Origin of the sequence: Bradyrhizobium sp. LHD-71 (assembly GCF_031157255.1) — a bacterium.
Lineage (GTDB): Bacteria > Pseudomonadota > Alphaproteobacteria > Rhizobiales > Xanthobacteraceae > P52-10.
Genome location: NZ_JAVIFX010000011.1, coordinates 14478 through 27703, shown reverse-complemented (window position 1 = coordinate 27703; position 13226 = coordinate 14478). Strand labels below are relative to the sequence as shown.

Here is a 13226-nt window from a genome sequence, read left to right as displayed (position 1 = left end):
CTGGTGGATCCGGGCAAGTGCCTATTCCTTAACTCGCTCAACGTGTTGCGGGGCGCCGCCACCAGCCGCTAGGCGACCGTCCCTTACACGGTCTGCACGTCCACCACGCCTGGGACGGCCTTGATGGCGCCGGCGATCTGCGGCGAGACCCTGAAGCGACCTGGAAGCCGGATTTCGGCCTCGGTCTGGAGGTCGAGCAGCATCACCAGTGTGACCTCTCCGTCGGCTCTCTCAAAGCTGGCCCTGGAAACCGGAGCATCCGGGGCCTTCGCCTGCGGCCGTGGCGCGGCACCGGGCGGCTGTTCCAGCCGCCTGGCGATCGATTCCAGCGGCTTGGAGTCGCGCAGGAAAATGCGCAGGCCCATCCGGGTCTTGGCGGCGGCCGCGTCCAGCGGCTCGGCATGCAGGATGCGGGCACGAACCTCCTCGCCCTGCAATTCCGCGCCAAGCTGCAGCAGCACGGCCATGCCCGGCTCCAGCACATCGCGGTACTGTGCAAGCCCCTCCGAGAACAACACCGCCTCGAAATGCCCGGTCGGATCCGACAGCCCGAGGATGCCCATCTTGTTGCCGGTCTTGGTGCGCCGTTCCATGCGCGAGACCACCGTCGCCGCCACTTTGCCTGCCGTCGCTCCAGACTTCACGGCGCGGGTGAATTCCATCCACGACTGGATCCGCAGCCGCTTCAGCGCCGTCGCATAGTCGTCGAGCGGATGGCCCGACAGGAAGAAGCCAACGGCATCGTATTCCTTTTGCAGTTTCTCCTGCGGCAACCACGGCTCGATCGCCGGCAGGATCAAAGTCGGCGCGTCCGACGCTGATCCGAACAGGCTGTGCTGGCCCGTGGTCTCGGCCTGATGATGGCTTTGGCACGCGGCCAGAATGGCGTCGGCGCCGGCGAAAATCCGTGCCCGGTTCGGCTCCAGACAGTCGAACGCACCGGCAGCGGCAAGGCTCTCGATCACCCGCTTGTTCAACGCCTTCGGCGGAACGCGCGAAGCGAAGTCGGCGAGTGACGTGAACGGCCGATCGCCGCGCGCCCCGACGATCATCTCCACCGCAGCAGGCCCGACGCCCTTCAGCGCAGCGAGTGCATAGTGGATCGTCGCGTTGGCCACGTCGAACACGACGCCGGAACGGTTGATCGACGGCGGCTCCATCTTGACGCCGAGACGCAATGCCTCGGCGCGAAATTCCGACAGCTTGTCCGTGTTGTTCAGTTCGAGCGTCATCGACGCTGCGAGAAACTCCACCGGATAGTGCGCTTTCATATACGCGGTCTGGAACGAGACGAGCGCATAGGCAGCGGCGTGACTCTTGTTGAAGCCGTAGTCGGCGAACTTGGCGAGCAATTCGAAGATCGCGTCCGCCTGGCCCTTTTGAATGTTGCGTTCCACCGCGCCGGAGACGAAGCGCTCGCGCTGCTTCTCCATTTCGGCGCGGATCTTCTTGCCCATCGCGCGCCGCAGCAGGTCGGCTTCGCCGAGCGAGTAGCCTGCCATCACCTGCGCGATCTGCATCACCTGTTCCTGATAGATGATGACGCCGAAGGTCTCCTTCAGGATCGGCTCGAGGATCGGATGCAGGTACTCCGGCTCCTCCTCGCCGTGCTTGCGCGCGCAATAGGTCGGAATGTTCGCCATCGGACCCGGCCGATAGAGCGCGACCAGCGCGATGATGTCCTCGAACCGGTCGGGCCGCATCTCCACCAGCGCCCGCCGCATGCCCTGACTTTCAACCTGGAACACGCCGACCACCTCGCCGCGCGCGAGCATGGCGTAGCTCGCCGGATCCTCCAGTGGCAGCCTCGCGATGTTGATGTCCTCGCCGCGCTTGCGCACGAGCTTTTCGGCGACATCGAGGACCGTCAGCGTCTTCAGTCCGAGGAAGTCGAACTTCACCAGGCCGGCAGGCTCCACCCACTTCATGTTGAACTGGGTCACCGGCATGTCCGATTTCGGATCGCGGTAGAGCGGCACAAGCCCGCTTAAAGGCCGGTCGCCGATGACGATACCCGCGGCGTGGGTCGAGGCGTGGCGCGTCAGCCCTTCGAGCTTCTGGGCGATATCGAAGGCGCGTGCCACTACGGGATCGCTGTCGCGAAACGCCTGCAGCTTCGGCTCGCCATTGATCGCAGCAGCGAGCGTCACCGGCGCCGCCGGGTTCTGCGGCACCAGCTTCGTCAGCTTGTCGACCTGTCCATAGGGCATCTGCAGCACGCGGCCGACGTCGCGCAGCACGCCGCGCGCCTGCAGCGTACCGAACGTGATGATCTGCGCGACCTGATCTCGCCCGTAGCGCTCCTGCACGTAACGGATCACTTCGTCGCGGCGGTCCTGGCAGAAGTCGATGTCGAAGTCCGGCATCGACACGCGATCCGGATTGAGGAAGCGCTCGAACAGCAGCCCGAAGCGGATCGGATCGAGATCGGTGATGGTAAGCGACCAGGCAACCAGCGAACCCGCGCCGGAGCCGCGGCCCGGTCCGACTGGAATGCCCTTGCTCTTTGCCCACTTGATGAAGTCGGAGACGATCAGGAAGTAGCCCGGATATTTCATCCGTTCGATCACGCCGAGCTCGAAGGCGAGCCGCTCGCGATACTGCTCCTCGCTTACGCCCGGCGCGCAACCGGCCGCTGCGAGGCGCATCGCGAGCCCCTCCTCGGCCTGACGCCGCAACTCGGTCGCCTCTTCGGTCTCCGCATCCGCGGCACTTGCGGTGCCGCCGACCGTGAAGCGCGGCAGGATTGGCTTGCGCGTCAACGGCCGGTACGAGCAGCGCTGCGCGATCTCCACCGTCGAGGCGAGCGCCTCGGGAATATCGGCCAACAAGACGGCCATCTCGGCACGGGTCTTGAAGCGATGATCGGCGGTGAACTGCGGACGGTCGGTTTCAGCAACCAGCCGGCCGCCGGCAATGCAAACCAGCGCGTCGTGCGCTTCGTAATCGTCTGCGGTCGCAAACAGCGGCTCGTTGGTCGCGACCAGCGGCAGCCCCTTGGCATAGGCGAGATCGATCAATCCGCCCTCGGCGCGGCGCTCGACTTCGAGCCCGTGTCGTTGCAATTCGACGTAAAGGCGATCGCCGAACAGCGCCGTGAGCCGCTCCAGGCGCTGGGCCGCGACCGCCTGATCGTTGAGGATTGCCATCGAAATCGGCCCCGCCGGGCCGCCCGTGAGCGCGATCAAGCCGGCGGTCTCACCCTCCAGCCAGCTGAGCTTGATGTGCGGCGCCTGATGCGTCGGTGTCTCGAGGAAGGCCCGCGAATTCAGCCGCATCAGGCTGCGGTAGCCCTCCTCGCGCGCCGCAAGCAGAATGAGCCGCGCCGGATGAGCGAGGACCGATCGGGAACCAGCCTCCTGATCGCCGAAATCGATCGCCAGCGCGCAGCCAACGATCGGCTGGATACCGTAACCTGCGACCTTGTCGGAGAACTCGAGCGCACCGAACATGTTGTCGGTGTCGGTCAGCGCCAGCGCCGGCTGGTGATCCTTCTTGGCAAGCTCCGCGAGCTTGCCGATCGTGATCGCCCCATGCAGGAGCGAGTAGGACGAGCGGACGTTGAGGTGGATAAAGCCGGGGCTGGGCATGGTTCCAGGGATCTATGGCTTCCAGGATGTAGGGTCGCGCCGTCCGTGCGGCGACTCAAGTCTGCGATGTGCGGCCCGCAGCCATCCCTCTCCTGCGGCGGCGCCGCAACCACCTGAACCGGTTGTCCCCAGCGTATCAGCCGGGGAACAACTTCAGAGCTGCGGAATCACCTGCGCCCAGACCGCAATCATTCCGACGAACAGCACGACCGAGGTCAGTGCCGCTGCTTCCTCGACGAACAACTTCAGCATCACACCCTCCTGAGACTCTGGAACATAGGAAGAACATTGTTCCGTCTTTGTTCTACAGAGTCAACGTTCCTTGGACGGCGCTTCTCGGACGAAAGCGATGATAGTTAATCGGCAAGCCCGGCTGGCTCGTGTGCCCTGCCCGCCGTCCTGCAAGACCCGCCAATGGCCTCCACAGGGCGAGGAACGGGGGCCGCCCCGTTCCTCGCCCTGTCCCAGATCACCGTGAACGCTACCAGCCCTCAAGGCGGGCCCGCCGCGTCACGAACATGTTCCGCGGGTCGATCGCTCAGCGATGCTATAAGGCCGCTCTGACGCTCCTAACGCCGGTCCAAGACGATCATGAAGCCCAGCTTGCTTTTGCTCGCCGCTCTGGGAGGCGCCGCCCTCGCTGGCGGGATGCTGCAGCAGCCCGCGCCTGCGCAAGCCGCCGCCCCGATCTATCCCTGGTGTATGCAGCCAAGCGGCCGGTGGGGCCCTGATTGCTACTATGCGACCATCGAGCAATGCCGCGCGGCGGCGTCTGCCGTGGGCTTCTGCTACCAGAACCCAGCGTTCACCCCTAATCCAGTTCCAGCACCTGGCCGTCGCGCAAGGTGACGCGGCGATCCATCCGCGCCGCAAGATCCATGTTGTGAGTGGCGATCAGCATGGCGACCCGTGTCGCCCGGACAAGCTGCATCAGGGCGCCGAAGACGTGCTCAGCCGTGTGCGGGTCGAGGTTGCCGGTCGGCTCATCCGCGAACAGGATGCGCGGCGCGTTGGCGACCGCGCGCGCGATGGCGACGCGCTGCTGTTCACCGCCCGACAGTTCGGCCGGTCGGTGGGTGATGCGATCTTTCAGTCCGAGATAACTGAGGATCTCCTCGGCACGGCGGCTCGCGTCGCTGCGCGACAGGCCGCGCACGAGCTGCGGCATCATCACATTCTCCAGCGCGGAGAATTCCGGAAGCAGCCGATGGGACTGGTACACGAACCCGACATCGGTCCGCCGCAGCATCGTCCGTTGCAGGTCGCTCAGCGCCGAGGTCGCGGTGCCCATCAGGTAGACCTCGCCCTCGTCAGGATGCTCCAGCAGACCTGCGATGTGCAGCAGCGTGGATTTGCCCGCGCCCGACGGGGCCACCAGCGCGACCGACTGCCCTGCCCAGAGCGCGAGTTTTGCGCCGTTCAGGATGACCAGCTCGCTCTCGCCCTGCTTGTAGCGACGGCACACGCCGTGCAGGTAGACGACCGGAACTTCCTCGTCGCCGCCCGCCGTCCCTTCGGTTTCACTCATACCGAAGCGCCTCGACCGGGTCGAGCCGAGCTGCACGCCACGACGGGTAGAGCGTGGCGAGCAGTGACAGCGTCAGCGCCATCAGCACCACGGCAAAGGTCTCCCCGGCATCCATTTCCGCCGGCAGCTTCGACAGAAAGTACAGCTCGGGTGAAAACAGTTCGGTATTGGTGACCCACGAGATGAACTGGCGGATCGTTTCGATATTCATGCAGATGACCGTCCCCACCAGAAAGCCGATCACGGTGCCGACGACGCCGATCGATGCACCGGTTATCAGGAACACGCGCATGATCGAGCCTTGCGAGGCGCCCATGGTGCGCAGGATGGCAATGTCGCCGCCCTTGTCCTTCACCAGCATGATCAGGCCGGAGATGATGTTCAGCGCCGCGACCAGCACAATCAGCGTCAGAATCAGGAACATGACGTTACGCTCGACCTGCAACGCGTTGAAGAACGTCGCATTGCGCTGCCGCCAGTCCACCATGAAGATCGGCCGGCCCGCCGCCTCCGTTATGCCCTTGCGGAACACGTCGATCCGATCCGGATCGGTGGTGTAGACCTCGATCGCCGTGACATCGTTTGGCCGATTGAAATAGGCCTGCGCCTCGGTGATCGGCATGAACACGAAACCAGCATCGTACTCAGACATGCCGATCTCGAATACGGCTGCAACGCGATAGGTCTTGGTACGCGGGAGCGTACCCATCGGCGTCACCGCGCCCTTGGCGGCGACGATGGTGATGTTGTCGCCGGCGCGCAATGACAGCGTGTCCGCGAGCCGTCGTCCGATCGCAAGCCCCTGGCCCTCGTCGAAGCCTTCGAGCGTTCCCTGCTTGATGTTATGGGCGATCGAAGTGATGTTGGTCAGATCTTCCGAACGGATACCGCGCACGAGAACGCCGGTCGCTCCGAACGGCGACGTCGCGAGCGCCTGCCCTTCGACGATCGGTGCGGCGAGACGGACGCCCTGCACGCCGTTGATACGTTCCGCGACCACTTTCCAGTCCGTCAGCGGGCTCTCCAGCGGCTGCACCAGCAGGTGACCGTTGAGACCGAGAATCTTGTCGAGCAGCTCTTTGCGAAAGCCGTTCATCACCGCCATGACGATGATCAGCGTGGCCACGCCCAGCATGATGCCGAGAAACGAGAAGCCGGCAATGACCGAGATGAATCCCTCCTTGCGCCGCGCCCGGAGGTAACGCAACGAGATCAGCCACTCGAACGGGGCAAATGGGCGGGTCTGAGGCGTCGCGCTCATCGCATTGTCCTTGAAATTTCACCACGATTCGGGCGGTTTGATGCCGCGCCATATCCGTACGCAACGCCGGTTGCACAACTCAAAGCGTCAGTCGTGCCACCACATCTTCAGGACTCAAGAGTTCACGCGAGCCGTCGCTCCGCCGCTTGAGCTCCACCTTGCCGTCGGCAAGCCCCTTCGGCCCGACCAGAATCTGCCACGGGATGCCGATCAAGTCAGCGGTGGCGAACTTCGCACCGGGCCGATTGTCCGTGTCGTCGTAGAGCACATCGATGCCTTTGCCCGACAGGTCGCGGTAGAGCTTTTCGCATGCGGCGTCCGTATCGGCACCGCCTTGCTTCAGGTTGAGGATGGTTACCCTGAACGGCGCCACTGCTTCCGGCCATTTGATGCCGGCGTCATCATGAAACGCCTCGATCAGCGCCCCGATCAGTCGCGTCGGGCCGATGCCATAAGAGCCCATGTGCACCGCATGTGGCGTGCCGTCCGGCCCGGTCACCTCCGCGCGCATCGGTTCGGAATATTTCGTGCCGAAGTAAAAGATGTGACCGACTTCGATGCCGCGCGCCGACATTCGCACCGGCTCCGGCAGAGCCTCGAACTTCGCACTGTCGTGCATCTCGGAGGTTGCCGCGTAGAGCGAGGTCCACTTGTCGACGATGGTTTGGAGTCCGGTAGCGTCCTCGAAGTTCACATTCTCGTCCGGCACCTCGTAGGTCAGGTAGTCGGAATGGCAGAACACCTCGCTCTCGCCGGTGGGAGCGAGGATGATGAATTCATGACTGAGATCGCCGCCGATCGGGCCGGTGTCGGCGACCATCGGGATCGACTTCAGCCCCATCCGCGCGAAGGTGCGCAAGTAGGCGACGAACATCCGGTTGTAGGAGTGACGTGCGGCCGCCGCGTCGATGTCGAACGAGTATGCGTCCTTCATCAGGAATTCCCGCCCGCGCATCAGGCCGAACCGCGGTCGCACTTCGTCCCGGAACTTCCACTGGATGTGATAGAGATTCAGCGGCAGGTCCTTGTAGGATCGCACGTAGGCGCGGAAGATCTCGGTGATCATCTCCTCGTTGGTCGGCCCATAGAGCATCTCGCGCTCGTGGCGATCCTTGATGCGCAGCATCTCCTTGCCGTAGTCGTCGTAGCGTCCGCTTTCGCGCCAGAGTTCCGCCGACTGGATCGTCGGCATGAGCAACTCGTTGCCGCCGGCGCGGTTCTGCTCTTCGCGCACGATGGCGGTGATCTTGTTCAGGACGCGCAAGCCCAGCGGCAGCAGCGCGTAGATACCCGCCGCTTCCTGCCGCATCATGCCGGCGCGCAGCATCAGCCGGTGCGAGGCGATTTCCGCCTCTTTCGGCGTTTCTTTAAGAATCGGCAGAAACAAACGGGACAGGCGCATCGTCAAAACTCAGGAATCGGAGGTGTTCAAGGCCACTGAAAGCGGAAGGACAGGTAAAACACAAGGGACACGGGGCCGAAATCCGCTGGCAGCGCGTTTGAGCGCCTTTCCGCCGGCTTTCGCGACATTCTCACGTTCCTCGCCGCTGAGTTGCCGCGCGTTTGCGCCCTTTTCCCGAAGGCCCTGCTCGCGGGCACGCCGCTCGATCTGGACTATCAGACCACGGCTATCGCCTGTCCGATTACGAGACCGGCGACCGCCCATCCGCAGCAACCGCAACCGCTTCATTCAACGTTCACGCCGGACGGATCGTACTGCAGCGGGGCAGAATAGGACGATGGCAAATCGTTCGCCGCCAAGCTCAGAGGTCGCAACCTCACGAACGCCATATTGCCACCGCAGGCGCCATCATCATCGACGCGCCAAGCGTTGGCGGCGCGCTTCCTTTGCAATGAATTGGGACAGTAATGCTGCCTCATCTGCCGCCATGCATGGCGGTGGAGAGCCCCATGCGCTCTCCGTCATGACTGCAACTCCACGTAATTGCGTGGGAAAATGCCGACGACGCCGTGCCGCGAATTTGGACGAATGTTGCCGAAAATGGTGACAGCACGAAATCTTTCCGCTATGAACAAATCTTCAGATCGGTTCGGCCTTTCGGCTCGTCCCATCTGGTGGTCCAAGTCTCGGGAGGAGCCCTGGCGCGCTCAAGCAGCGTCACCCCTGGCAAAGCACGAACAAGCCAAGCTAATCAGGGATCAATTGGGTCGACACAGTTCCGCAGGGCTCCGAGCCCTGCTTTTTTTTGCAGTGTTGCAAAGCGTGATCTCGCTCAGTGCGGCAGACCCATCAGCCGCGACAGATTCTCGACGTTGAGCAGGCCGATGCGATGCGCCGCCAAGCCCGCACCGAAGAGCACGGCCGAAACGAGCGTGGTCCAGATGAGCTTCCGCGCCATGCCGTGTACGACTGGTGCGCCCGGGTCAGTCCCCTGCACGCCGCCGCCATCTTCGTGCTGGCTGCGCACACCGAACGGCAGCACCGCAAACAGCACGATCCACCAGACGACGAAATAGATCGCGAGCGCCGACGAAATGGTCATCAGACTTCAGACCTGTTCGATCTCGACCAGCGCACCGGAGAAATCTTTCGGGTGAAAGAACAGCACTGGCTTGCCGTGGGCGCCGATCTTCGGCTCGCCATCGCCGAGCACGCGCGCGCCGGCGGCCTTCAATTGGTCGCGCGCCGCGACAATGTCGTCGACTTCATAGCAGACATGATGAATGCCGCCGTCGGCGTTCTTCTCGATGAACTTGGCGATCGGCGATGCTTCGCCGAGCGGCTCGATGAACTCGATCTTGGTGTTAGGCAACGTCACGAACACCGTGATCACGCCATGCTCGGGCAGCGGCACCGCCTCCGATACCTGCGCGCCGCAGGCGCGATAGATCTCAGCGGCCCTCAGTGCGTTCGGCACCGCAATCGCAACATGGTTCAAGCGTCCGATCATCGACAGCTCCTACAATTTGCACGGCACGCGCCTTTAGACGGTCAGCACCTGCACCTGGCAGACCGGCTTCTTGCCCCATGCGGCATTGACCTCGGCACGCACTGCGCGGCGGATGCTTTCCGCCAGCGAGTCGGGATCGCGCCGCCGCGCCCGCGGCAGGCTTTCGAAGGTGGATAGCACAACGTCATAGACGCGATCGTCGATCGTCTTGCCGTCGAGGTCCTTCTCTGGAATGCCGATGAGGTCGACCTGCGGGTCATCGGCAAGCTCGCCCTTCTCGGTGATCGCGAGCGCTACGAACGCTGCGCCTGAAAACGACATCCGCCGCCGCTCGGCCACCGCCCGTGCCTGCTCGGTTTCCAGCAGCATACCGTCCTTGTAGAGGCGCCCGTGAGGCAGCTCGTCGATCACACCTGGCGCACCGGGGCCGAGCTTGACCAGATCGCCGTTGCGGCAAACGATCACCTTCGGCACGCCCGCCTTGCGCGCAAGGTCTGCGTGTTCGGAAAGGTGCAGCGCCTCGCCGTGCGCGGGAATCAGGATCTGCGGCTTCACCCACGAGATCATCTCGCGCAGTTCGTCGCGACGTGGATGGCCGGACACGTGCACCAGGTGCGTCCGGTCGGTGATCACCTCGATGCCTTGGGTCACCAGGCCATTGATGATGTTGCCGACCGCCTTCTCGTTGCCGGGAATCGTGCGTGAGGAGAAGATCACCCGGTCGCCCTTGTTCAGCGTCACGTCCGGGTGATTGTCCGCAGCGATGCGTGCGAGCGCTGCGCGCGGCTCGCCCTGGCTGCCGGTGCAGAGCGCGAGCACCTTGTCCGGTGGAAAATGGCCGTAGAGCCTGGCGTCGCGAAACCCCTGCACGCCTGCGAGATAGCCGGTCTCACGCGCCACCTGTGCGACGCGCTCCATCGCCCGGCCAATGACGACCACCTCGCGCTCGGCCGCGCGCGCGGCATCCGCGACCGCCTTCATCCGCGCGACATTCGAAGCAAATGTCGTCACGGCGACCCGGCCGGGCGACGATTTGACGATGCCAGCGAGAACGGCCGCGACCTCGGTCTCGGATGGCGAACGGCCCTCGCGCACGGCGTTGGTGGAATCGCCGACCAGGGCCAGTACACCCTCCTCGCCGATCTCACGCAGCCGCTTTTCGTCGGTCGGCAGGCCAATCAGCGGGGTCGGGTCGATCTTCCAATCGCCGGTGTGCAGAACAGTACCCACGTCGGTGCGGATCGCGAGCGCGTTCGATTCCGGAATCGAGTGCGCGACGGAAATGAATTCGACGTTGAACGGGCCGATGTCGATGCGTCCACCGAGCGGCACCACGGTCACCGGGATCTTCGGCGAGTTGAACTCGGCCTCGCATTTGGCAGCGAGCAGCGCCGCAGAAAACGGCGTTGCATAGATCGGGCATTGCAGCTTTGGCCAGAGATCGATGATGGCGCCGAAGTGATCCTCGTGCGCGTGCGTCAGCACCAGACCGAGCAGGTTCTTCCGCTCCTTTTCGAGGAAGGCGATGTCCGGCAGAATCAAATCGATGCCCGGCAGATGCTCCTCGTCGCCGAAGGAGACGCCGAGATCAACCGCGATCCAGCTTCGCTGATGGCGGTTGCCAAGCCCGTAGATCGACAAGTTCATGCCGATCTCGCCGATGCCGCCAAGCGGCGCGAACGTCAGTTCGTCCGGTCGAGCCATCAGGCCGCACCTGCCGGCTTCGAGCCTGCGTCGCCGAAGAACACCTCTCCCGAAGCGATCGGCACGCGTCGTCCGTCCGCGGTCGCGACGATCAGATGGCCGCTTTCATCGATGGTCTCGAACGTGCCCGCCACTGTTTGCCCGCCGACCTGGATCGTGACCGGTCGGCCGACGCCGGCCGCGCAGGCCAGCCATTTGCTGCGAAGCCCCGCCATCCCGCGGCCTGCGTCCCAGAGCTGACGCGCCTCGGCCCAGCGATCCGAGAGCGCCGCAAACAACCGCTCGGCCGAAATGCCGGTGCCGGCATCGGCGAGCGACGTCGCCGCATAAGGCACGCCCTGCGGCGCGCCTACCACGTTGACGCCGATACCCGTCACCACCGCCATCCGTCCCTCCGCCAGGCTCTCTGCTTCGAGCAGGATACCGGAGAGCTTCGCGCCGTGCAGCAGCACGTCGTTCGGCCATTTGACTTCCGCCTCGACTCCGAGAGACCGCAACGCCTCGGCGAGCGCCACGCCTGCAGCAAAGCCGAGCGTCGCCGCCACCGCTGGCTGCACCGCCATCACCTCAAGGACGCTTGCCGCCAGATTGCCGCGCGGTGAGATCCAAGCACGGTTGCGCCGCCCACGCCCGCTGACCTGATGGTCCGTTACGAGCCACAGCGGCCCCGTCTCGCCCGCTTTCGCACGTGCGAGCCCCTCCGCGTTGGTCGAGCCGATGCTGTCAAACGAAAGCAGCCGATAACCCGCGGATTGCGCCTTCGATCCGAGGGCGAACGCCATCAGAACAGCGACTTCGCAGCGGCCGACGCCGCCGACACGAGCGGTCCGGGATAGACCGCGAACAGGATGTTGAAGAGGCCTGCGACCGCAAGCACCGACCGCAACTCCATGCGCATCGGTTGCACCGCGCCGATCGGCTCGTCGAAGTACATCACCTTGACGATGTAGAGATAGTAGTAGGCGCCGACCACGCTCGCCAGCACGCCAAGCACTGCAAGCGTGAACAGGCCGGCATTGATGGCCGCCATGAACACGTAGAACTTCGCGAAGAAGCCTGCGAGCGGCGGAATGCCGGCGAGCGAAAACAACAGCATCGCCAGGAAAAATGCCAGCATCGGATTAGTGCGCGCGAGGCCGGCAAAATCACTGATGGTTTCGACCGCCTCGCCGTTGCGTTTCATGGCAAGTATGATCGCAAAAGTGCCGAGCGTCATCATCACGTAGATCGCGATGTAAACGAGCACGCCCTGCGCGCCCTCCGCGGTCCCGGCCGCGAGCCCGACCAGCGCGAAGCCCATGTGGCCGATCGACGAATAGGCCATCAGCCGCTTGATGTTGGTCTGGCCGATTGCAGCGAACGAGCCTAGCGCCATCGAGGCGATCGAGACGAACACCACGATTTGCTGCCACTGATGGGTGATTTCCGGAAATGCGGTCATCGTCACGCGCGTGAACACCGCAAGGGCTGCGACCTTCGGCGCCGAGGCGAAGAAGGCGGTGACCGGTGTCGGCGCGCCTTCATAGACGTCCGGCGTCCACATGTGAAACGGTACCGCCGAGACCTTGAAGCACAGGCCGGCAAGCAGGAACACGAGGCCGAACATCAGGCCGACATTGCCGGCCGTCGCGGCGGTGGCGATCCCTGCGAAGCTCACGGTGCCGGTGAAGCCGTAGATCAGCGACGCGCCGTAGAGAAGCATGCCGGACGAGAGCGCGCCGAGCACGAAATACTTCAGACCGGCCTCGGTGGATTTGGCGTTGTCGCGGTGGCTTGCCGCAACCACGTAAAGCGCCAGACTCATCAGCTCGAGTCCAAGATAAAGCGCGATCAGGTCGCCGGCGGAAATGAGGATCATCATGCCGACGGTCGACAGCAGCACCAGCACTGCGAATTCGAACATCCGCCGCGACTGGTCCTGCAGGAACTCGATCGACAGAATCAACGTCGCCGCTGAGCCCAGAAGCGTCAACAGCTTCAGGAAGCGAGCGAAATCGTCCAGTACGAAGCTGCCGCCGAACGTCTCGACCTTTCCGCCCGGCGACACGACGATCACCGCCGCCGTACAGACGAGGAAGAAGATCGCAAGAGCGATGATCGTATTGGTGGCGCGGGCGCCATTAAAGGCGCCGATCATCAACAGGATCATCGCGCAGACACTCAGGAGCAGTTCCGGCAACACCGGGAGCAGCACGTAACCTGCGGCCGTAAAGCTCATGATCGTGGCCTCT

The 13226-nt window shown here is 63.9% G+C and carries 10 protein-coding genes; 1 reads left to right on the top strand and 9 read right to left on the bottom strand.

Annotation, left to right across the window (positions count from 1 at the left end):
* Positions 1-83: 83 nt before the first annotated feature.
* Positions 84-3590 (bottom strand): DNA polymerase III subunit alpha, encoded by a 3507-nt coding sequence (gene dnaE / locus RCO31_RS13630; RefSeq protein ID WP_308968946.1) that lies wholly within the window; start codon positions 3588-3590, stop codon positions 84-86.
* Between the two features lie 591 nt (positions 3591-4181).
* Between dnaE and RCO31_RS34740 the strand changes: the two genes are divergently transcribed.
* On the top strand, positions 4182-4439 hold the full coding sequence (locus RCO31_RS34740; RefSeq protein ID WP_374991474.1) for a DUF3551 domain-containing protein: 258 nt from the start codon (positions 4182-4184) through the stop codon (positions 4437-4439).
* Here RCO31_RS34740 and RCO31_RS13625 read toward each other — a convergent pair.
* The 8 genes from RCO31_RS13625 to nuoN all read right to left on the bottom strand — a co-directional run bounded on the left by RCO31_RS13625 (position 4402) and on the right by nuoN (position 13213).
* Positions 4402-5118: an ABC transporter ATP-binding protein gene (locus tag RCO31_RS13625; protein ID WP_308968945.1), complete on the bottom strand. Its 717-nt coding sequence runs from the start codon at positions 5116-5118 to the stop codon at positions 4402-4404. The two genes, RCO31_RS34740 and RCO31_RS13625, sit on opposite strands and share 38 nt — an antisense overlap.
* Entirely contained in the window at positions 5111-6379 is a 1269-nt protein-coding gene (locus RCO31_RS13620; RefSeq protein WP_308968944.1) for a lipoprotein-releasing ABC transporter permease subunit, read from the bottom strand. Before RCO31_RS13620 ends, RCO31_RS13625 begins: the two co-directional genes overlap by 8 nt.
* Before the next feature lie 79 nt (positions 6380-6458).
* Entirely contained in the window at positions 6459-7781 is a 1323-nt protein-coding gene (gene proS / locus RCO31_RS13615) for a proline--tRNA ligase (protein ID WP_308968943.1), read from the bottom strand.
* 832 nt (positions 7782-8613) lie between these two features.
* On the bottom strand, positions 8614-8883 hold the full coding sequence (locus tag RCO31_RS13610; RefSeq protein ID WP_308968942.1) for a DUF1467 family protein: 270 nt from the start codon (positions 8881-8883) through the stop codon (positions 8614-8616).
* A gap of 6 nt (positions 8884-8889) precedes the next feature.
* Complete coding sequence (mce, locus tag RCO31_RS13605; RefSeq protein ID WP_308968941.1) at positions 8890-9291, bottom strand: methylmalonyl-CoA epimerase; 402 nt, start codon at positions 9289-9291, stop codon at positions 8890-8892.
* Between the two features lie 33 nt (positions 9292-9324).
* Positions 9325-10995 (bottom strand): ribonuclease J, encoded by a 1671-nt coding sequence (locus RCO31_RS13600; protein ID WP_308968940.1) that lies wholly within the window; start codon positions 10993-10995, stop codon positions 9325-9327.
* Positions 10995-11777 (bottom strand): biotin--[acetyl-CoA-carboxylase] ligase, encoded by a 783-nt coding sequence (locus RCO31_RS13595; RefSeq protein ID WP_308968939.1) that lies wholly within the window; start codon positions 11775-11777, stop codon positions 10995-10997. Before RCO31_RS13595 ends, RCO31_RS13600 begins: the two co-directional genes overlap by 1 nt.
* Positions 11777-13213, bottom strand: a complete 1437-nt coding sequence (nuoN, locus tag RCO31_RS13590; protein WP_308968938.1) for an NADH-quinone oxidoreductase subunit NuoN — start codon at positions 13211-13213, stop codon at positions 11777-11779. The genes RCO31_RS13595 and nuoN overlap by 1 nt, the downstream gene beginning before the upstream one ends.
* Between the last annotated feature and the right edge of the window lie 13 nt (positions 13214-13226).